Source organism: Streptomyces sp. NPDC017890 (assembly GCF_044328675.1).
GTDB lineage: Bacteria > Actinomycetota > Actinomycetes > Streptomycetales > Streptomycetaceae > Streptomyces.
The window spans coordinates 114,328-135,163 of record NZ_JBIRHU010000023.1 but is presented as its reverse complement, the minus strand read 5'-3'; the positions used below and the strand labels follow the sequence as shown (position 1 = coordinate 135,163).

The 20,836-nt window shown below is 71.2% G+C and carries 13 protein-coding genes; 10 read left to right on the top strand and 3 right to left on the bottom strand.

Translation table 11 applies throughout. The annotated features are described in order from the left end of the window. Positions 1 to 4 precede the first annotated feature (4 nt). The 6 genes from mtrA to ACH4F2_RS27905 all read left to right on the top strand — a co-directional run bounded on the left by mtrA (position 5) and on the right by ACH4F2_RS27905 (position 7,674). Positions 5 to 694 carry a two-component system response regulator MtrA gene (gene mtrA, locus ACH4F2_RS27930; protein ID WP_193776289.1) on the top strand — a complete coding sequence of 230 codons (690 nt, stop codon included), beginning with the start codon at positions 5 to 7 and terminating at the stop codon, positions 692 to 694. Between the two features lies 1 nt (position 695). Continuing rightward, positions 696 to 2,780 carry an MtrAB system histidine kinase MtrB gene (gene mtrB / locus ACH4F2_RS27925; RefSeq protein ID WP_398135508.1) on the top strand — a complete coding sequence of 695 codons (2,085 nt, stop codon included), beginning with the start codon at positions 696 to 698 and terminating at the stop codon, positions 2,778 to 2,780. After that, positions 2,770 to 4,611, top strand: a complete 1,842-nt coding sequence (locus ACH4F2_RS27920) for an LpqB family beta-propeller domain-containing protein (protein WP_398135507.1) — start codon at positions 2,770 to 2,772, stop codon at positions 4,609 to 4,611. Before mtrB ends, ACH4F2_RS27920 begins: the two co-directional genes overlap by 11 nt. Positions 4,612 to 4,767: 156 nt before the next feature. Beyond that, on the top strand, positions 4,768 to 5,685 hold the full coding sequence (locus tag ACH4F2_RS27915) for a ComF family protein (RefSeq protein ID WP_398135506.1): 918 nt from the start codon (positions 4,768 to 4,770) through the stop codon (positions 5,683 to 5,685). Between the two features lie 313 nt (positions 5,686 to 5,998). Further along, complete coding sequence (hpf, locus tag ACH4F2_RS27910) at positions 5,999 to 6,691, top strand: ribosome hibernation-promoting factor, HPF/YfiA family (protein WP_398135505.1); 693 nt, start codon at positions 5,999 to 6,001, stop codon at positions 6,689 to 6,691. Positions 6,692 to 6,915: 224 nt separating this feature from the next. After that, on the top strand, positions 6,916 to 7,674 hold the full coding sequence (locus ACH4F2_RS27905; RefSeq protein WP_398135504.1) for a response regulator: 759 nt from the start codon (positions 6,916 to 6,918) through the stop codon (positions 7,672 to 7,674). A 54-nt stretch (positions 7,675 to 7,728) separates the two neighbouring features. On the opposite strand, the gene ACH4F2_RS27900 is transcribed toward ACH4F2_RS27905, so the two are convergent. Next, positions 7,729 to 8,931 (bottom strand): winged helix-turn-helix domain-containing protein, encoded by a 1,203-nt coding sequence (locus ACH4F2_RS27900; protein ID WP_398135503.1) that lies wholly within the window; start codon positions 8,929 to 8,931, stop codon positions 7,729 to 7,731. Between the two features lie 58 nt (positions 8,932 to 8,989). After that, positions 8,990 to 9,556: a GNAT family N-acetyltransferase gene (locus tag ACH4F2_RS27895; protein WP_398135502.1), complete on the bottom strand. Its 567-nt coding sequence runs from the start codon at positions 9,554 to 9,556 to the stop codon at positions 8,990 to 8,992. A gap of 278 nt (positions 9,557 to 9,834) precedes the next feature. Here ACH4F2_RS27895 and secA point away from each other — a divergent pair, with 278 nt between their 5' ends. Beyond that, positions 9,835 to 12,681, top strand: a complete 2,847-nt coding sequence (secA, locus tag ACH4F2_RS27890; protein ID WP_398135501.1) for a preprotein translocase subunit SecA — start codon at positions 9,835 to 9,837, stop codon at positions 12,679 to 12,681. A 160-nt stretch (positions 12,682 to 12,841) separates the two neighbouring features. Here the strand turns inward: secA and ACH4F2_RS27885 are convergent, their stop codons facing one another. Beyond that, positions 12,842 to 13,468: an Rv3235 family protein gene (locus tag ACH4F2_RS27885; RefSeq protein WP_398135515.1), complete on the bottom strand. Its 627-nt coding sequence runs from the start codon at positions 13,466 to 13,468 to the stop codon at positions 12,842 to 12,844. 631 nt (positions 13,469 to 14,099) lie between these two features. Between ACH4F2_RS27885 and ACH4F2_RS27880 the strand changes: the two genes are divergently transcribed. From ACH4F2_RS27880 to ACH4F2_RS27870, 3 genes are all read left to right on the top strand, one after another. Then, positions 14,100 to 14,645 (top strand): DUF6912 family protein, encoded by a 546-nt coding sequence (locus ACH4F2_RS27880; RefSeq protein ID WP_398135500.1) that lies wholly within the window; start codon positions 14,100 to 14,102, stop codon positions 14,643 to 14,645. A 58-nt stretch (positions 14,646 to 14,703) separates the two neighbouring features. Then, positions 14,704 to 15,375, top strand: coding sequence for an HAD family hydrolase (locus ACH4F2_RS27875; protein WP_398135499.1), 672 nt, complete (start codon positions 14,704 to 14,706; stop codon positions 15,373 to 15,375). 456 nt (positions 15,376 to 15,831) lie between these two features. Beyond that, positions 15,832 to 20,772, top strand: a complete 4,941-nt coding sequence (locus ACH4F2_RS27870) for an NAD-glutamate dehydrogenase (RefSeq protein ID WP_398135498.1) — start codon at positions 15,832 to 15,834, stop codon at positions 20,770 to 20,772. Positions 20,773 to 20,836: the final 64 nt, after the last annotated feature.

Here is a 20,836-nt window from a genome sequence, read left to right as displayed (position 1 = left end):
TGGGATGATGTCGTTTATGAAGGGACGAGTCCTTGTCGTCGACGACGACACCGCACTGGCCGAGATGCTCGGCATTGTGCTGCGTGGTGAGGGTTTTGAGCCATCTTTCGTAGCCGACGGCGACAAGGCGCTGGCCGCCTTCCGGGAGACCAAGCCGGACCTGGTGCTGCTCGACCTGATGCTGCCCGGCCGGGACGGCATCGAGGTGTGCCGCCTGATCAGGGCGGAGTCGGGTGTGCCGATCGTGATGCTGACGGCGAAGAGTGACACCGTCGACGTCGTGGTGGGTCTGGAGTCGGGTGCCGACGACTACATCGTGAAGCCGTTCAAGCCGAAGGAGTTGGTGGCTCGTATCCGGGCGCGCCTGAGGAGGTCCGAGGAACCGGCGCCGGAGCAGCTCGCCATAGGCGACCTGGTCATCGACGTGGCCGGTCACTCTGTGAAGCGGGAGGGCCAGTCGATCGCGCTGACGCCGCTGGAGTTCGACCTGCTGGTGGCGCTGGCCCGCAAGCCGTGGCAGGTGTTCACGCGTGAGGTGCTCCTCGAGCAGGTCTGGGGCTACCGGCACGCGGCCGACACCCGGCTGGTCAATGTGCATGTGCAGCGGCTGCGCTCCAAGGTCGAGAAGGACCCGGAGAAGCCGGAGATCGTGGTGACCGTCCGCGGCGTCGGTTACAAGGCCGGGCCGAGCTGACATGAGCAGGGACAGTGCCGCTTCGGCGCCCGGCCGCTCCGGGGCCCGCGCCGGACGGCCTGTCGGCCACACGCCCGCCGGCTCCCGCTGGAGCCGTCTGCTGGAGGGCGGGCTGCTGCACGGCGGGGTACAGGGCAGCCCGGTGCTCCGTCTTTTCATGCGCTGGGTGCGCCGTCCGCTGCTGCCCGTCATGCGGCTGTGGCGGCGCAACATCCAGCTCAAGGTCGTCGTCACCACGCTGCTGATGTCGCTGGGCGTGGTGCTGCTGCTCGGTTTCGTGGTGATCGGACAGGTCCGCAACGGGCTGCTGGACGCGAAGGTGAAGGCGTCCCAGAGCCAGGCCACCGGCGGTTTCGCGGTCGCCAAGCAGAAGGCCGAAGAGGCGGCCAGCGTGACCGGCGACGACGGTGTCCCCGTGATGCCCGTGGACGGCCGGCCCCCGCAGAACGTCATCCAGTGGATGAGTGAACTGGTGAAGTCGCTCTCCAGCGGTGGCCAGGGCGCCTTCGACGTGGTCACCCTCCCCATGGGCGGGGAGAGCGGCAGCGGGCGCGGCCCGCGCGCCTCCGGCTTCGTCAACTGGTCGGCCAGCGTGCCCGAGGATCTGCGGGAGCGGATCGACGGCAGCACGGCGGCGGCGCAGAGCTACACCCGGATCGTCTACGACTCCGACGAGGCCTCGCAGCCCGGCCTGGTCATCGGCAAGCAGGTCAACGACCCGAACGGTGAGCCGTACCAGCTCTACTACCTCTTCCCGCTCACGCAGGAGGAGAAGTCGCTCAGCCTGGTCACAGGCACGCTGGCGACGGCCGGGCTCTTCGTCGTGGTGCTGCTCGGGGCCATCGCCTGGCTCGTGGTGCGTCAGGTCGTCACGCCCGTACGGATGGCGGCGAGCATCGCGGAGCGGCTGTCCGCGGGGCGGCTGCAGGAACGGATGAAGGTCACCGGCGAGGACGACATCGCGCGGCTCGGCGAGGCCTTCAACAAGATGGCGCAGAACCTGCAGCTGAAGATCAGCCAGCTGGAGGACCTCTCGCGGATGCAGCGGCGGTTCGTCTCCGACGTGTCGCACGAGCTGCGGACGCCGCTGACGACCGTGCGGATGGCCGCCGACGTCATCCATGACGCGCGCGTGGACTTCGATCCGGTGACCGCGCGGTCGGCCGAGCTGCTCGCCGACCAGCTGGACCGGTTCGAGACCCTGCTCGCGGACCTGCTGGAGATCAGCCGCTTCGACGCGGGCGCGGCGGCGCTCGAGGCGGAGCCGATAGATCTCAGGGAGGTCGTACGGCGGGTCGTCGGCGGGGCGGAACCGCTCGCCGAGCGCAAGGGCACGCGGATACGCGTCGTCGGCGACCAGCAACCCGTCGTCGCCGAGGCGGACGCCCGGCGAGTGGAGCGGGTACTGCGCAACCTCGTCGTCAACGCCGTCGAGCACGGCGAGGGCAACGACGTCGTCGTCAAGCTCGCCGCGGCCGGCGGCGCGGTCGCCGTCGCCGTGCGCGACTACGGCGTCGGTCTCAAGCCGGGCGAGGCCACCCGCGTCTTCAGTCGCTTCTGGCGGGCCGACCCGGCACGCGCGCGTACCACCGGCGGTACGGGTCTGGGGCTGTCCATCGCCCTGGAGGACGCGCGGCTGCACGGAGGCTGGCTGCAGGCCTGGGGAGAGCCGGGGGGCGGGTCGCAGTTCCGGCTGACGCTGCCCAGGACCGCGGACGAGCCGCTGCGCGGCTCACCGATACCGCTGGAGCCGACGGACTCTCGGCGCAATCGCGGGCCGGGCGACGCGGGCCTCCACGACGCCGGTCCGCAGCACGGCGCGGACCGGGCGGCCACCGTTCCGGCGCAGGCGTCGGTCGGGCAGGCGACCGCGGTGTCCGCGCGGGGGCCGATCCCGCCGCGGTCGGCAACGGCGGCCCCCACGGCCGACCCGACGGCACTGCCCGGCAACGGCGCGCGTGTGGTGCCGCGGCCCGTGTCGGGCGCCCGGAGACAGGACGGCGCGACCGTGCCGGAGGCGGAGAGCCGCCCGGACGCCGGGCCGGAGGACTCGAACACGCAAGGGGAGGCATCTCGTGGGCGCTGACCGCGAGGGGAGCGGTCGGCGGGGGCCGGCACGCGCGGTGACGTACGCCGTCTGCGGCGTCGTACTGCTGGCCGGGTGTGCGTCCATGCCCGACAGCGGGGACCTGCGGGGCGTGGAATCCACGCCCCGGCAGGACCCGCAGGTGCGGGTGTTCGCCATGCCGCCGCGGGAGGACGACTCGCCCACGGAGATCGTGCAGGGCTTCCTGGAGGCACTGACCAGCAACGAGCCGCAGTACGAGACGGCGCGCAAGTACCTGACGGGTGAGGCCGCGAAGACCTGGCGGCCCGAGCGGTCCACGACGGTGCTCACGGGCGGGCCGGGAACCGAGTCCGACCACTCGGGAAGCCGCGACGACGCCGACGGCTACTCGGTCACGCTGACCGGCACCAGGGTCGCCACGGTGGACGCGGAGCAGTCGTACGCGCCGGCGGACGGCCAGTACCGCGAACCGGTGCACCTCACCCGGGACAACAAGAGCGGGCAGTGGCGCATCGACGTGCTGCCGCAGGGCGTCATCATGGGCAGGTCGGACTTCCAGCGCACCTACATGTCCGTCAACAAGTACTATTTCGCCTCGAACACCGCTGCCACCACACCGGCCGGTACGAGCGCGCAGCCGGCGGCCGTCGCCGACCCCGTCTACGTGCGCCGGCTCGTGGACCCCGTGACCCAGGTGGTGCGTTCCCTGATCAGCGGGCCGACGAGGCGGCTCGGGCCCGTGGTCAGGTCGAGCTTCCCGCCCGGTACGGCACTGGCGAAGACCGGCGACTCGCTGACGCCCGACGAGCACAACAAGCTGGTGGTGCCGCTGAACGACAGGGTCGCCCGAGTCGGCTCGGAGAAGTGCGACGAGATGGCGGCCCAGCTCCTCTTCTCGCTGCAGAACCTCACGCCGGTGGTGGACGAGGTCGAGCTGCGCTCGGGCGGCAGGCAGCTGTGCTCGCTCACCGAGGACCGGGCCGAGGCGGTCGCGACGCGCGGTTCGGCCCAGCGGCCCGACTACCTGTACTTCATAGGTGGCGAGAACCGCCTGGTGCGCATCGCCGCGGGCAGCAACGGGACGAGGCCGGACCGCGTTCCCGGGGCGCTGGGCGAGGGCGTGGTGGGCCTGCGGTCGGTGGCGGTGTCGCGGGACGAGCACAGTGCGGCCGCGATCGGTCTCGACAACAAGGCGCTGTACGTCGGCTCGCTGGTGTCGGGTGGTTCGCTCGGTGACCCCGTGCTGGTCAGCAAGGGCAAGACGGAGGAGAACCGGCTGACGCCGCCCAGCTGGGACGCGCAGGGAGACCTGTGGATCGCCGACCGCGACCCGGCCGACTCCCGGCTGCTGCTGCTCAAGGAGGGCAAGGGCGAGCCGGTGGAGGTGCGGACCCCGGGCCTGGACGGGAGGGTGCAGGCCGTGCGGGTGGCGGCCGACGGCGTGCGGATCGCGCTCATCGTGGAGAAGGACGGCAAACGGTCACTGCTCATCGGACGGATCGAGCGGGACGGGGAGGCCGGCGAACCGTCCGCGGTCACCGTCCTCGGACTGCGCTCCGCCACCCCCGAACTGGAGGAGGTGACGGCCATGTCGTGGGCCGGTGACAGCCGGCTCGTGGTGGTCGGGCGCGAGCGCGGGGGCGTGCAGCAGATCGGATACGTCCAGGTCGACGGCTCCACACCGGAGGCGTCGGTGCCCGCGGCCCTGACCGGCGTGAAGGAGATCGCCGCGACCGAGGACGAGCGGCTGCCGCTGGTGGCGTACTCGGAGAACCTGATCGTGCGGCTGCCGTCCGGGCTGCAGTGGCAGAAGGTGACGGAGGGGACGGCGCCCGTCTATCCGGGGTGATGCGCCCGGCCGGCGGGTGCGTCCGGCTGTTCCGACGCGGGCGTTCACTCGTGTGGGTGGTGTGTGGCGTTCGTTGTCCGGAGTTTTCCACCAGCGACCCTCCAGTGTTCTCCACAGGCCTGGTCGAGCCCTGCGGGCGTTGGCACAGTGGTGGCCATGCGGGGATGGTGGCAGGACCTCACGGACCTGGTGCTGCCGGCCGAGTGCGGAGGCTGCGGCAGCGCGCGCACGGTGCTGTGCCCGCGGTGCCGTACGGCTCTGAGCGGGGCCGCGCCGCGCCGGGTGCGGCCGGTGCCGGAGCCGCCCGGGCTGCCGGTGGTGCACGCGGCCGCCCGGTACGCGGACGAGGTGCGGGCCGTCCTGCTGGCCCACAAGGAGCGGGGCGTGCTGGCTCTCACGGCACCGCTCGGCGCCGCTCTGGCGGGAGCGGTGCGGGCAGGGCTCCGCGAGGTGCGGCCGGGCGCCGGTGGGGCGGGGGGCGTACGGGCGCGGGGGCCGGTGCTGCTCGTGCCCGTGCCCTCCGCGCGCCGGGCGGTGCGTACGCGTGGGCACGATCCGGCGCGGCGGATCGCCCTCGCGGCCGCCGGGGAACTGCGACGGGCCGGAGCGTCCGCCCGGGTGCTGGCCGTGCTGCGGCAGCGGCACCCCGTGGCCGACCAGTCGGGGCTCGGCGCCCGGCAGCGGCTGGTCAATCTCGCCGGCGCGCTGGCGGTGGCTCCCGGCGGTGGCCGGCTGCTGTGTGGCGGAGGGCCGGTGGTCCTCGTCGACGACCTGATGACGACGGGGGCCTCCCTGACGGAGGCGGCGCGTGCCGTGCGCGCGGCGACGGCCGATGCCGTCATGGCGGGGGTGGACGCGGGGAGGCCCGACGCGTCTGAGCGGGGGAGGGGGCCGGCCACGTACCGGACGGCGAAATCGGCTGTGTATCCGTCGGCGGCAGGGGAAGGCAGAGAGGAACGGAAGACGGGGCCCCGAATGGCGGATCCGAACGGAGGCGGTGGCGTGATCCGTGAAGCGATCTGCGCGGCAGTGGTAGCGGCATCACCAGATTCTTTCGAAATAAACCGGAACTGACTGAGAACGTGCTTCGTTGCAGGTAATAAGAGATTCAATTCACCGGAACGGAGGTACGCCGCGGTAGAGGGTGACGACATCCGTCCGGGCGAGATATGTTCGGTTGAGAGGCAAAGCCGCAGGCCACACCTCGCGAATCCGAATGCCGTGCTGCGGGTTTTGCCGTCATCACCCGCACCGGTGGAGTGGAGATCCCGCCCGCGGGGGAGGAGGTGGAAGTCACCGAGTCCGAGGTTTCGGGATGGACCGGAGCCTGGTGCAAAAGGGAGATGCTCCGCCGTCAGAGCGGAGCGATCCGGGAACGGAGTTCTGCGTGGACATCGTCGTCAAGGGCCGCAAGACCGAGGTGCCCGAGCGGTTCCGGAAGCACGTGGCCGAGAAGCTGAAGCTGGAGAAGATCCAGAAGCTCGATGGCAAGGTGATCAGCCTCGACGTCGAGGTGTCCAAGGAGCCGAACCCCCGGCAGGCCGACCGTTGTGACCGAGTGGAGATCACGCTCCGCTCCCGCGGTCCGGTGATCAGGGCAGAGGCAGCGGCGAGCGACCCCTACGCGGCGCTCGACCTGGCGGCGGAGAAGCTCGGTGCCCGGCTGCGCAAGCAGCACGACAAGCGTTTCTCGCGCCGCGGTGCGCGCCGGATCTCGGCGGCCGAGGTCGCCGACCACGTCCCCGGCGCAGCGACGCTCAACGGGAGCGGCGAGGTCGTCCCGCAGGAGAAGCAGGACGGCGTGCCCACCAAGAAGATCGGCTCGCTCGAGGTCCAGGGCGACGGTCCGCTCGTCGTCCGCGAGAAGACCCACGTGGCCGCACCGATGAGCCTCGACCAGGCGCTCTACGAGATGGAGCTGGTCGGGCACGACTTCTACCTGTTCGTCGACTCCGAGACGAAGGAGCCCAGCGTCGTCTACCGGCGGCACGCCTACGACTACGGCGTGATCCACCTGACCACGGACACGATGGTCACCCAGGCACACGCTCCTGAAGCGGGCGATGCGCTCGGTGGCTGACCACGCCGGGTGACAGCGGAACCGGTGCCCCTGGAGCGCGTGTGCGCCCCCAGGGGCACCGTTGTGCGACGGTGCGCGAGGGTGTGCGACCCCTTCGTGGCCCGCTCGTCACCCCGGTGTCGGCCGGGCATGGAATCATGGCGGCAACGGCCCAACCGGTGGGTCGTTGCTCTGGGTTGGCGATGGCTCAGGACCACAGGCCACAGCCTTCAGGGGGAGGAACGATGGCGGACAGTTTCGGACCGATGCGGGGCGAGGGCGTCGACCGGGGGGTCGAGGACGGCGCTGCCGGCATGGGCCCGGACGCGGGCTCCGCGCGCAAGGAGCCGATCAGGGTTCTGGTCGTGGACGACCACGCCCTGTTCCGCCGCGGCCTGGAGATCGTGCTCGCGGCCGAGGAGGACATCCAGGTCGTCGGGGAGGCCGGTGACGGTGCTGAGGCGGTGGAGAAGGCCGCTGACCTGCTGCCGGACATCATCCTGATGGACGTGCGGATGCCGAAGCGGGGCGGGATCGAGGCCTGCACCTCCATCAAGGAGGTGGCCCCCAGCGCCAAGATCATCATGTTGACGATCAGTGATGAGGAGGCCGACCTCTACGACGCGATCAAGGCGGGTGCGACCGGTTACCTGCTCAAGGAGATCTCGACGGACGAGGTGGCCACCGCCATCCGCGCGGTGGCCGACGGACAGTCCCAGATCAGTCCGTCCATGGCATCGAAACTGCTCACCGAGTTCAAGTCGATGATCCAGCGGACGGACGAACGCCGGCTGGTGCCCGCGCCGCGGCTCACGGATCGCGAGCTGGAGGTCCTCAAACTCGTCGCCACGGGAATGAACAACCGGGACATCGCCAAGGAACTGTTCATTTCCGAGAACACCGTGAAGAACCACGTGCGCAACATCCTGGAGAAACTGCAGTTGCACTCCAGGATGGAGGCCGTGGTGTACGCGATGCGGGAGAAGATCCTCGAGATCCGGTGACGGCCGGCGGACGAGGACGAGGGACGCCCACCGGCGGTCCACGGCCGGCGCTGGTCAGGCGAGCAGGCGGGCCAGCTCCGTCGTCAGGGGCTCGCGCAGGTCCGGCGCGTCGACCCGTTCCACGCGTACGTCCGTGCAGTCCACCCAGCCCGCCGCCTCGACCAGCGCCCGGGCCACCGCCGGGGCCGCTTTGGGGCCGTCCAGCGTGACCTGCTTGGCGACCAGAGTGCGCCCCTCGCGCGCCGGGTCCACACGGCCCACGAGCCGGCCGCCGGCCAGGACCGGCATCGCGAAGTAGCCGTGCACCCGCTTCTGCTTGGGCACGTAGGCCTCCAGGCGGTGGGTGAAGCCGAAGATCCGTTCCGTGCGCGCACGCTCCCAGACCAGGGAGTCGAAGGGTGACAGGAGCGTCGTGCGGTGACGGCCGCGCGGGGGCGTCTCCAAGGCCGCCGGGTCCGCCCAGGCAGGCCGTCCCCAGCCCTCCACCGTGACCGGGACCAGGCCGGAGTCGGCGATCACGGCGTCGACCTGGTCGCCCCTGAGACGGTGGTAGTCCGCGATGTCCGCGCGTGTGCCGACGCCCAGGGCCTGGCCGGCCAGGCGGACCAGGCGGCGCAGGCATTCGGCGTCGTCCAGTTCGTCGTGGAGCAGCTCGGCCGGGACCGCGCGCTCGGCCAGGTCGTACACCCGCTTCCAGCCGCGGCGCTCGACGCACACCACCTCGCCGTACATGAGGGCGCGCTCGACGGCGACCTTCGTGCCGGACCAGTCCCACCACTCGCTGGTCCTCTTCGCGCCGCCCAGGTCCGTCGCGGTGAGGGGGCCCTCGGTGCGGAGCTGCTCGACGACCTGGGCGTAGGTGCCGTCGGGGAGGTGGTGGTTCCAGTGCGGGCGGTTGCGGTAGGCGCGGCGGCGGAAGGCGAAGTGGGGCCACTCCTCGATGGGCAGGATGCAGGCGGCGTGGGACCAGTACTCGAAGGCGTGCGGTCGTGCGGGAGGTGTGTCGGTGGAGCCGGGCTTCCAATAGGCGTCCTCGACCGTCTTGCGGCCCACCGCGCCCAGGCGGGCGTACGGGATGAGTTCGTGGGAGCGGGCGAGGACCGAGATGGTGTCGAGCTGCACCGCGCCCAGGTGGCGGAGGACGCCTCGGACGCCCGCGCGGCGGTCGGGGGCGCCGAGGAAACCCTGTGCGCGGAGCGCGAGGCGGCGGGCCTCGTCTGCGGACAGTTCCGTAGCGGGGAGCGGCAGGGTCGTCATACGTCCGCACGATAAGGGGTGGGTCTGACAACGGGGTTGGGAACGCGGGGCGGGCCGGTCAGGGCGCCGGCAAGTACGGAGCCGTCGACGGGAGGGCGAGGTCCGAGGGGAGGAGGGAGCCGATCCAGCAGTCGCGGCGTACGCCCTTGTTGCTGATCGCGGAGCGCAATGTGCCCTCCATGGTGAAGCCCACCCGTTGAGCCACCGCGCGGGAGGCCGTGTTGCCGACCTCGGCGCGCCACTCCAGGCGGTCGATCGCCCGGTCGGTGAAGGCCCAGCGGGCGACGGCGACGGCGGCCTCGGTGACGTATCCCCGGCCGCGGTGCTCCTTGGTGCCCCAGAAACCGATCTCGCCGACGCCCAGGGAGACCATCGTGACGCCGAGGACCCCCGCGAGGTCCCCGGTGGGAAGGAAGAGGCCGAAGGTGAACATCGAGGCGTTCGCCCAGCCGTCGGGGACCATCTGTTCCGTGAAGCCGCGCGCGTGTTCGGGAAGGTAGGGCGAGGGGAGCGTGGTCCAGCGCTGGATGTCGGAATCCTGACATGCGGCGTACACGGAATCGGTGTCCCGGGCGCCGACCGTGCGCAGGACGAGGCGGTCGGTGGTGAGCGTGAGGGGTTCCATCGGCCGATTCTGCGCGGCGGCCCGCAACGGACGCCATCATTTTGCCGTGCGTGAACAGGCGGTCACTTTTCGCGCAATTCGTCGGCGGGCGCGGCACCATCCGCGGTGCCCGGACGTTGAACCCGATGACAGCAGACCGGAAGCTGGACGAAGGAGCACGCGGTCCCCGTTACGGCAGGCCTCCCGGGGTGACGGGGTCCTCGCATACGATGGCCGTTGCTCAGTCCGTCACAGGAAAACGACCGTCCCAGGCCCGACCGGCAAGGAGACCAACCCCCGTGTCCGTCCTCTCGAAGATCATGCGTGCAGGCGAAGGCAAGATCCTGCGCAAGCTGCACCGCATCGCGGACCAGGTCAACTCCATCGAAGAGGACTTCGTCGACCTCTCCGACGCCGAGCTGCGGGCCCTCACCGATGAGTACAAGCAGCGCTACGCCGATGGTGAGAGCCTGGACGACCTGCTGCCCGAAGCCTTCGCCACCGTCCGGGAGGCCGCCAAGCGTGTCCTGGGACAGCGGCACTACGACGTGCAGATGATGGGCGGCGCGGCCCTGCACATGGGGTACGTGGCCGAGATGAAGACCGGCGAGGGCAAGACCCTCGTCGGCACGCTGCCCGCCTACCTCAACGCCCTGTCCGGCGAGGGCGTGCACATCGTCACGGTCAACGACTACCTGGCCGAGCGCGACTCCGAGCTGATGGGCCGCGTCCACAAGTTCCTCGGCCTGACCGTCGGCTGCATCCTCGCCAACCAGACGCCGGCCCAGCGCCGCGAGATGTACGGCTGCGACATCACCTACGGCACGAACAACGAGTTCGGTTTCGACTACCTGCGCGACAACATGGCGTGGTCCAAGGACGAGCTCGTCCAGCGCGGCCACAACTTCGCCATCGTCGACGAGGTCGACTCCATCCTCGTCGACGAGGCCCGTACGCCGCTGATCATCTCCGGCCCGGCCGACCAGGCCACCAAGTGGTACGGCGACTTCGCCAAGCTGGTCACGCGGCTGAAGAAGGGCGAGGCGGGCAACACCCTCAAGGGCATCGAGGAGACCGGTGACTACGAGGTCGACGAGAAGAAGCGCACCGTCGCCATCCACGAGTCCGGTGTCGCCAAGGTCGAGGACTGGCTGGGCATCGACAACCTCTACGAGTCGGTGAACACCCCCCTGGTCGGCTACCTGAACAACGCCATCAAGGCCAAGGAACTCTTCAAGAAGGACAAGGACTACGTCGTCCTCGACGGCGAGGTCATGATCGTCGACGAGCACACCGGCCGTATCCTCGCCGGCCGCCGCTACAACGAGGGCATGCACCAGGCGATCGAGGCGAAGGAAGGGGTGGACATCAAGGACGAGAACCAGACGCTCGCCACGATCACCCTGCAGAACTTCTTCCGCCTCTACAAGCGCCACGACCACGACGGCAAGGAACAGCCCGGCCTGTCCGGCATGACCGGTACGGCGATGACCGAGGCCGCCGAGTTCCACCAGATCTACAAGCTCGGCGTGGTGCCCATCCCGACCAACCGGCCGATGGTGCGCAAGGACCAGTCGGACCTGATCTACCGCACCGAGGTCGCCAAGTTCGAGGCGGTCGTCGACGACATCGAGGAGAAGCACCGCAAGGGCCAGCCGATCCTCGTCGGCACCACCTCGGTCGAGAAGTCCGAGTACCTCTCGCAGCAGCTCAGCAAGCGCGGTGTCCAGCACGAGGTGCTGAACGCCAAGCAGCACGACCGGGAGGCGACGATCGTCGCCCAGGCGGGCCGCAAGGGCTCCGTGACGGTGGCCACGAACATGGCCGGCCGCGGTACGGACATCAAGCTCGGCGGCAACCCCGAGGACCTCGCCGAGGCGGAGCTGCGCCAGCGCGGCCTCGACCCCGAGGAGCACATCGAGGAGTGGGCCGCGGCCCTGCCCGCCGCATTGGAGCGGGCCGAGCAGGCGGTCAAGGCGGAGTTCGAGGAGGTCAAGGAGCTCGGCGGCCTCTACGTGCTGGGCACCGAGCGGCACGAGTCGCGGCGTATCGACAACCAGCTGCGCGGTCGCAGCGGCCGTCAGGGCGACCCCGGCGAGTCCCGTTTCTACCTCTCCCTGGGCGACGACCTGATGCGGCTGTTCAAGGCCCAGATGGTCGAGCGCGTGATGTCGATGGCGAACGTCCCGGACGACGTGCCGATCGAGAACAAGATGGTCACGCGTGCGATCGCGTCCGCCCAGTCGCAGGTCGAGACGCAGAACTTCGAGACCCGTAAGAACGTCCTGAAGTACGACGAGGTCCTCAACCGGCAGCGCGAGGTCATCTACGGCGAGCGGCGCCGCGTGCTGGAGGGCGAGGACCTGCAGGAGCAGATCCAGCACTTCACGAACGACACGATCGACGCGTACGTGCAGGCAGAGACCGCCGAGGGCTTCCCGGAGGACTGGGACCTCGACCGCCTGTGGGGCGCCTTCAAGCAGCTCTACCCGGTGAAGGTCACCGTCGAGGAGCTGGAGGAGGCGGCCGGCGACCGGGCCGGGCTGACCGCCGACTACATCGCGGAGTCCATCAAGGACGACGTCCGGGAGCAGTACGAGGCGCGTGAGGCGCAGCTGGGCTCGGAGATCATGCGTGAGCTGGAGCGCCGGGTCGTGCTCTCGGTCCTGGACCGCAAGTGGCGCGAGCACCTCTACGAGATGGACTACCTCCAGGAGGGCATCGGCCTGCGCGCGATGGCGCAGAAGGACCCGCTGGTCGAGTACCAGCGCGAGGGCTTCGACATGTTCCAGGCCATGATGGAGGGCATCAAGGAGGAGTCCGTCGGCTACCTGTTCAACCTGGAGGTCCAGGTCGAGCAGCAGGTCGAGGAGGTCCCGGTCGAGGACAAGGCGCCGTCGCTGGAGAAGGGCGCGCAGGACGCGGTCCCGGCCCAGGCGGGTGCCCGTCCGGAGATCCGCGCCAAGGGGCTCGACGCCCCGCAGCGCCGGGACCTGCACTTCTCCGCGCCGACCGTGGACGGCGAGGGTGGTGTCGTCGAGGGCGAATTCGCCACCGACGGCGAGCCCGCGCAGTCCCAGTCCGACGGGCTCACGCGCGCGGAGCGCCGCAAGCAGGCCAAGGGCGGCCGACGCCGCAAGAAGTGACAGCGCAGACGTGACCGCGCAGGAGTGACGGTGCGGTGCCTGCGGGCGCCGTAGCGGTGGGAAGGGCCGGGCACCCGTGGGTGCCCGGCCCTTCGGCCTGTCCGGCGGGCGGCGCCGGTTCGTCACCGGCGCCGGTCGTCGGCGCCGCTCGCCGGTGGGATCAGTCGTCGTCCGTGTGCGGGCGGCGGGGGCCGCCCAGTTCGACCGCCGTGCAGCGCCAGCGCAGATCGCCGCCCTGCTCCAGCCGGAAGGCCATGGCGCGCAGCTGGTCACCCGCACCGATACGGGCGAAGACCTCCAAGGCGCCCGGCCGGGGCTCGAAGTATCCGATGTCGCGGACGACGGGGAGGGTGCCCCGGGTGCGCAGGGGACCGCGTTCGGCGAGGTGGGCCAGTTCGTCGTAGGCACGCCCGGCGGTGTGCCGGAGCATCGAGTGGACGGGGCGCCGGCCGCTCAGGACGTTGAGGAGGAGCTCGGCGAAACGGTCGGTGGGGCGGAGCTGCGGTACGGGGCGGCGAGGGGCCCGGGCGGGGACGAGAGGCGCTGAGGGGGCCGGAGCGGTCCCGCGCACGGAGGGTGCGGCGGGCGGTGCGGCGGGGCCGCCGGTCAGGGGGGCACCCGCCGCCGTGCGGGGAGCCGTCCTGGTGGTCCTGCCCGGGCCGGCCGAGGCCGGGCGGGTGTCCGCCGGCCTCGTACGGGCCCGCGCGGCCCTGCCCGGGGAGCCAGGCGGCCGGCCACCGGGCGCCGCGGCCCGCACGACGCTCCCGCCGGGCCTACGGGGCGGCAAACCGCCGGTCGCACGGGAGGGGGCGTCCGTGGCCGTGCGGGAGGGGGCGTCGGCGGCTGTGCGGGCCGGGGCGTGGGCGGCTGTGCGGGCCGCTGCTCCGCCGGCCGCGCGGGACGACGGAGCGCCGGCAGGGGTGCCCAGCGGCGCCGTGCCCGGTGGGCGGGACGTGGGATCGCCGCCGTCCCCGCGGGGAGGGGCGGGGACGGGTGAGCCGTCCGGCGTGCGGAGGGGCGGGCTGCTCGGGCGGAGCTGGGTCCGGGTCATGACCTTGCGCATTGGGGGTCCCCGTTCGGCGGCCCGGGCGATACCGGGCAGTAACTTCGCGGTCGGTGATCTTGTACGGGGTGGTGCGGGGCGACGGCAAGGAGAGGGCGGCCGCGCCGAGGGGGTCGGGAGATTCACCTATCAGAGTGACCAGGGAGGCCGCGGAGCCCGGGACGCAGCGGGTGCACCGGGTGACTTCCGGGGCCCGGGGTGGACGTGTCGGACGCCATGGGTGGGGACCCGAAAGGGGACACCCGCACGTATCCTGAAGCTCGTCCAGGCCGACCCGGCACCCCACGTCACCCCACGTCACCCCAGGCCGTCCGAGGCCTCCGGTGGAGCTCCCGACCACGAAAGCGGAAGTCCCATGCGCGTCTACGTCCCCCTGACCCTCGCCGGCCTCGCCGAGGCGCACAGGACGGGAGAACTGGGGACCGGGCCGTTGGCCGCCTACGCCGTCACACCCGCGCTGCGCGAGTGGTGCCTCTCGGACGACATCGAGGAGCTGGAGTACGCCGCCCTGAACCGGGCCGCGCTGGCCTCGCTGCGACAGCTGGCGGCCGACGCGGACACGGCGCGGCGCCGGGTCGTGGTCGCCGCCGACGTGGCCGACGGCGCGGCCTCGGCCGGCCCGGGCCGGGGGCTCGAGGGCGACCCGGACCAGGGGCACGAGGACGCCCCGGCGTCGCTGGGCGAGGTGCTGCTCGCCGGCCCTCTGCGGCTGGCCGAGGTGGCCTCGGTGCACGTCGACTCCGCCGACGCGGAGGCGGACGTGGCCGCGGCGGCCGAGGCCCTCGCCGCGGCGGACGGCGGGGACGACGACGCCCGGTCCGTCGTGGAGGGGACGGAGGACCACGAGCTGCTGTGGTACGCGACGCAGGAGATCCCGAACCTGGTGGGAACCGGTCGCTGAAGACCCGCCGCGGTGGTCCCCGCCTCGACTGTCAGTGGCGGCGGGTACGTTTCTGGGCATGGGGATGCAGACAGGGGCGCACATCGTCTGGGACTGGAACGGGACGCTGTTCCACGACAACGACGCGATCATCGGGGCGACGAACGCCGCCTTCGCCGAGCTGGGACTGGCGTCGATCACGCTGGAGCAGTACCGGGCGCTGTACTGCGTGCCGGTGCCGAAGTTCTACGAGCGGCTGATGGGGCGGCTGCCCACCGACGCCGAGTGGCAGGTCATGGACGCGACCTTCCAACGCCACTACACCGAGCACCGGGTGCGGTGCGGGCTCGCCGAGGGGGTGGCGGAGTTGCTCGCGGGATGGCGGTCGGCGGGGCGCAGTCAGTCGATCCTCAGCATGTACGGCCATGACGAGCTGGTGCCGCTGGTCAAGGGGTTCGGGATCGAGGCGCACTTCATACGCGTCGACGGGCGCACCGGGCCGTCCGGTGGCAGCAAGGCCGAGCACATGGTCCGGCATCTCGCGGAGCTGGCGGGGGCCGGGGTGGAGCCGGCTCGTACGGTGGTGATCGGGGACGCCGCGGACGACGCGGTCGCCGCGCGGCACGTGGGGGCGGGGGCGGTGCTGTACACCGGGGGATCGCACAGCCGGGCCAGCCTCGAGGGCGCCGGGGTGCCGGTGGTGGACACCCTGGGGGAGGCGGTGGCGGAGGCGGAGCGGTTGGCGGCGTGAAGCCGCCGTCGGCCGGGGGGAGTGGTTCTGTGCAAAACGTCAAAGTTTCGGCCCTGGTTTTGTACACATACGGCTCGTGACGGGAGCCCCGCGGGGAGCGATAGCCTTGTGGCGTGATCAGCGCGATAGCTCGCGGGGGCACTGGTGCCCCCGCCCCGCGCCCGGTGCGCACGGACGACGACATCCGTGTCCGGGCGGCGGTCGCTGGTCTTCGCGGGCGGGACGGGGCATCGAAGGCCCCCGGTACGGCGCCGCGCACCCCCCGGACGGTGGCGGCGAGAGCGACGTCACACCCGGCGGGCGCGGCGACATTGGCTGATATGCCCCCGCTCTTCGCGCCTTGCGGCATAGCGTCGGAACAGACCGGACACCCCGTGTCCCGACGTCATGCCGGAAGGCAGGAGACCGTACTTCCTTCTACGTCACGCAACGGCGCGCGACAGGAGTCAGAGGACAATGCAGACCAAGCTGGACGAAGCCAAGGCCGAGCTGCTCGAAAGGGCTGCGCGGGTAGCTGAGAACAGCCCGGTCGGGGGGCACCTACCGACCGGGACGACGGGCAAGAGCACCCCGGGCACCCCGGACCACGCATCCGTGTTCGCGTTCCTCCAGCGCTACTACCGGCACACCGCCCCGGAGGACCTGGCCGACCGCGACCCGGTCGACGTCTTCGGAGCCGCCGTCTCGCACTACCGGCTGGCCGAGAACCGTCCGCAGGGCACGGCGAACGTGCGGGTGCACACCCCGACGGTCGAGGAGAACGGCTGGACGTGCAGCCACTCCGTCGTCGAGGTGGTCACGGACGACATGCCCTTCCTCGTCGACTCCGTGACCAACGAGCTGACCCGGCAGGGGCGCGGCATCCACGTCGTCGTGCACCCGCTGATCGTGGTGCGGCGCGACGTGACCGGCAAGCTCGTCGAGGTGCTCACCGGCGGGCCCTCCGCCGACCTCCCGCACGACGCGCACGTCGAGTCCTGGATCCACGTCGAGTTCGACCGCGAGACCGACCGCGGCGACCTGAAGCAGATCACCGCCGACCTGCTGCGGGTCCTGAACGACGTCCGCGAGACGGTCGAGGACTGGGGCAAGATGCGGGACGCGGCCGTCCGCATCGCGGAGCAGCTGCCGACGGAGCCCGCTCCCGGCGACCTCCCCCCGCGGGAGCTGGAGGAGGCCCGCGAGCTGCTGCGCTGGCTGGCCGACGACCACTTCACCTTCCTCGGCTACCGCGAGTACCAGCTGCGCGGCGACGACTCACTCGCCGCCGTCGCCGGCACCGGCCTCGGCATCCTGCGCTCCGACCCGCACCACGCGGCCGACGAGAGCCACCCCGTCAGCCCGTCCTTCGAGCGGCTGCCCGCCGACGCCCGGGCCAAGGCCCGCGAGCACCGGCTGCTGGTGCTGACCAAGGCCAACAGCCGGGCCACCGTGCACCGGCCGTCGTACCTGGACTACGTCGGCGTCAAGAAGTTCGACGAGCAGGGCAACGTCGTCGGGGAGCGTCGCTTCCTCGGCCTGTTCTCCTCCGCCGCCTACACCGAGTCCGTCCGCCGGGTGCCGGTCGTCCGGCGCAAGGTGGAGGAGGTCCTGGAGCGGGCCGGCTTCTCGCCCAACAGCCACGACGGGCGGGACCTGCTGCAGATCCTGGAGACCTACCCGCGCGACGAGATGTTCCAGATGCCGGTCGAGGAGCTGGAGCCGATCGTCACCTCCGTGCTCTACCTCCAGGAGCGGCGCCGTCTCCGGCTCTACCTGCGGCAGGACGAGTACGGGCGCTACTACTCGGCCCTCGTCTACCTCCCCCGCGACCGCTACACCACCGGTGTCCGGCTGCGGATCATCGACATCCTCAAGGAGGAGCTCGGCGGCACCAGCGTCGACTTCACGGCCTGGAACACCGAGTCGATCCTGTCCCGGCTGCACTTCGTGGTCCGCGTCCCGCAGGGCACCGAGCTGCCGCAGCTGTCCGACGCCGACAAGGAGCGCATCGAGGCACGCCTCGTCGAGGCCGCCCGTTCCTGGGCCGACGGGTTCGCCGAGGCGCTGACCGCCGAGGTCGGCGAGGAGCGCTCCGCGGAGCTGATGCGCCGCTACGGGAGTGCCTTCCCCGAGGGCTACAAGGCCGACCACGGCCCGCGCTCCGCGGTCGCCGACCTCGGTCACCTGGAGCGGCTCGACGAGGACAGGACGTTCGCGCTGAGCCTGTACGAGCCGGTCGGCGCCGCGCCCGAGGAGCGCCGGTTCAAGATCTACCAGAAGGGCGGCACGGTCTCCCTGTCCGCCGTGCTGCCGGTGCTCAGCCGGCTCGGCGTCGAGGTCACCGACGAGCGGCCGTACGACCTGCGCTGCGCGGACCGCACCACGGCCTGGATCTACGACTTCGGCCTGCGCATGCCGAAGTCGGTGGCCGGCGGCGCCGACTACCTCGGTGACGACGCCCGCGAGCGCTTCCAGGAGGCCTTCGCCGCCACCTGGAACGGCCAGGCGGAGAACGACGGCTTCAACGCCCTCGTCCTCAGCGCCGGGCTGACCTGGCGGCAGGCGATGGTGCTGCGCGCGTACGCCAAGTACCTGCGGCAGGCCGGTTCGACGTTCAGCCAGGACTACATGGAGGACACCCTCCGCAACAACGTCCACACCACGCGGCTGCTCGTCTCCCTGTTCGAGGCGCGGATGGCCCCCGAACGGCAGCGGGCCGGGCGCGAGATCGTCGACGCCCTGCTCGAAGAGGTCGACGCGGCCCTCGACCAGGTCGCCAGCCTCGACGAGGACCGGATCCTGCGGTCCTTCCTCACCGTCATCAAGGCGACGCTGCGGACCAACTTCTTCCAGAAGACGAGCGACGGCGAACCGCACGACTACGTCTCCATGAAGTTCGACCCGCAGGCCATCCCCGACCTGCCCGCGCCGCGCCCGGCGTTCGAGATCTGGGTGTACTCGCCGCGCGTCGAGGGCGTGCACCTGCGCTTCGGCAAGGTCGCGCGCGGTGGTCTGCGCTGGTCGGACCGCAGGGAGGACTTCCGCACCGAGATCCTCGGCCTGGTCAAGGCGCAGATGGTGAAGAACACCGTCATCGTGCCGGTCGGCGCCAAGGGCGGCTTCGTCGCCAAGCAGCTGCCCGACCCGAACGTCGACCGCGACGCCTGGATGGCCGAGGGCATCGCCAGCTACCGGACGTTCATCTCGGCGCTGCTCGACATCACCGACAACATGGTGGCCGGCGAGGTCGTGCACCCCGCGGACGTCGTCCGCCACGACGAGGACGACACCTACCTGGTCGTCGCCGCGGACAAGGGCACCGCGAAGTTCTCGGACATCGCCAACGAGGTCGCCGAGTCCTACAACTTCTGGCTCGGCGACGCCTTCGCCTCCGGCGGCAGCGCGGGCTACGACCACAAGGGCATGGGCATCACCGCCCGCGGCGCCTGGGAGTCCGTCAAGCGGCACTTCCGGGAGCTGGGCGTGGACACCCAGACCCAGGACTTCACCGTCGTCGGCATCGGCGACATGTCCGGCGACGTGTTCGGCAACGGCATGCTGCTCAGCGAGCACATCCGCCTGGTCGCCGCCTTCGACCACCGGCACATCGTCGTCGACCCCACCCCGGACGCGGCCACCTCGTACGCCGAGCGGCGCCGCCTGTTCGAGCTGCCGCGCTCGTCGTGGGCGGACTACGACACCGCGCTGCTCTCGGCGGGCGGCGGCGTCTTCCCGCGCACGGCCAAGTCGATCCCGGTCAACGCCCACATGCGCGAGGCCCTCGGCATCGAGCCCGGCGTCACCAAGATGACCCCGGCCGAGCTGATGAAGGCGATCCTGACCTCGCCGGTGGACCTGCTGTGGAACGGCGGCATCGGTACGTACGTCAAAGCGTCCACCGAGTCCAACGGCGACGTCGGCGACAAGGCCAACGACGCCATCCGCGTCGACGGCAAGGACCTGCGGGTCCAGGTCGTCGGCGAGGGCGGCAACCTGGGCCTGACCCAGCTGGGCCGGATCGAGATCGCCACGCACGGCGGCCGGGTCAACACCGACGCCATCGACAACAGCGCGGGCGTGGACACCTCCGACCACGAGGTGAACATCAAGATCCTGCTCAACGGTCTCGTCAAGGACGGCGACATGACCGTCAAGCAGCGCAACAAGCTGCTCGCCGAGATGACCGACGAGGTCGGCGCGCTCGTCCTGCGTAACAACTACGCGCAGAACACCGCGATCGCCAACGCGCTGGCCCAGTCCAAGGACATGCTCCACGCCCAGCAGCGCTTCATGCGCCACCTGGTCCGGGAGGGCCACCTCAACCGGGCCCTGGAGTTCCTGCCCACGGACCGCCAGATCCGCGAGCGCCTCGGTACCGGCCAGGGCCTGACCGGCCCGGAGACGGCCGTGCTGCTGGCATACACGAAGATCACGGTCGCCGAGGAGCTGCTGCACACCTCGCTGCCCGACGACCCGTACCTCAAGGGCCTGCTGCACGCCTACTTCCCGACGGCGCTGCGCGAGCAGTTCCCCGACCGGATCGACGGCCACCCGCTGCGCCGCGAGATCACGACGACCGTCCTGGTCAACGACACGGTCAACACGGGCGGCACGACGTACCTGCACCGGATGCGGGAGGAGACCGGCGCGTCGCTGGAGGAGATCGTGCGGGCGCAGACCGCGGCCCGGGCGATCTTCCGCGCCGCCCCGGTGTGGGACGCGGTGGAGGACCTGGACACCACGGTCGAGGCCGGCGTGCAGACCCGCATCCGGCTGCACTCGCGCCGCCTGGTCGAGCGCGGCACGCGCTGGCTGCTCAACAACCGGCCGCAGCCGCTGCAGCTCGCCGAGACCGTCGACTTCTTCGCCGAGCGCGTCGAGCAGGTCTGGTCGCAGCTGCCCAAGCTGCTGCGCGGCGCGGACGCGGAGTGGTACCAGCACATCTACGACGAGCTGACCGCAGCCGGCGTCCCGGACGAGCCGGCCACGCGGGTGGCCGGATTCTCCTCGGCCTTCCCGACGCTGGACATCGTGTCGGTGGCCGACCGTATGGGCAAGGAGCCGCTGGAGGTCGCCGAGGTGTACTACGACCTCGCCGATCGGCTCGGCGTCACCCAGCTGATGGACCGCATCAGCGACCTGCCCCGCACCGACCGCTGGCAGTCCATGGCCCGCGCGGCGATCCGCGAGGACCTGTACGCGGCGCACGCGTCGCTCACCGCCGACGTCCTGGCGGCGGGCAACGGCACGTCGACGCCGGAGCAGCGGTTCAAGGCGTGGGAGCAGAAGAACGCGGCGATCCTCGGCCGGGCCCGCGCCACGCTGGAGGAGATCCGCGGTTCGGACGCCTTCGACCTGGCCAACCTGTCGGTGGCGATGCGGACGATGCGGACGCTGCTGCGCACACACGCCTGACGGTGTGACGCCGTAGCGGCACAGCCGGACGAGGCGCCCCGGGCCTGCGAAGGCCCGGGGCGCC

What these genes read in the sequence shown, in the direction of transcription:
- mtrA (WP_193776289.1), top strand. Translation starts at nt 5, where the DNA reads ATGATGTCGTTTATGAAGGGACGAGTCCTTGTCGTCGACGACGACACC.
- mtrB (WP_398135508.1), top strand. Translation starts at nt 696, where the DNA reads ATGAGCAGGGACAGTGCCGCTTCGGCGCCCGGCCGCTCCGGGGCCCGC.
- ACH4F2_RS27915 (WP_398135506.1), top strand. Translation starts at nt 4,768, where the DNA reads ATGCGGGGATGGTGGCAGGACCTCACGGACCTGGTGCTGCCGGCCGAG.
- ACH4F2_RS27905 (WP_398135504.1), top strand. Translation starts at nt 6,916, where the DNA reads ATGGCGGACAGTTTCGGACCGATGCGGGGCGAGGGCGTCGACCGGGGG.
- ACH4F2_RS27900 (WP_398135503.1), bottom strand. Translation starts at nt 8,931, where the DNA reads ATGACGACCCTGCCGCTCCCCGCTACGGAACTGTCCGCAGACGAGGCC.
- ACH4F2_RS27895 (WP_398135502.1), bottom strand. Translation starts at nt 9,556, where the DNA reads ATGGAACCCCTCACGCTCACCACCGACCGCCTCGTCCTGCGCACGGTC.
- ACH4F2_RS27880 (WP_398135500.1), top strand. Translation starts at nt 14,100, where the DNA reads ATGCGCGTCTACGTCCCCCTGACCCTCGCCGGCCTCGCCGAGGCGCAC.
- ACH4F2_RS27875 (WP_398135499.1), top strand. Translation starts at nt 14,704, where the DNA reads ATGGGGATGCAGACAGGGGCGCACATCGTCTGGGACTGGAACGGGACG.
- ACH4F2_RS27870 (WP_398135498.1), top strand. Translation starts at nt 15,832, where the DNA reads ATGCAGACCAAGCTGGACGAAGCCAAGGCCGAGCTGCTCGAAAGGGCT.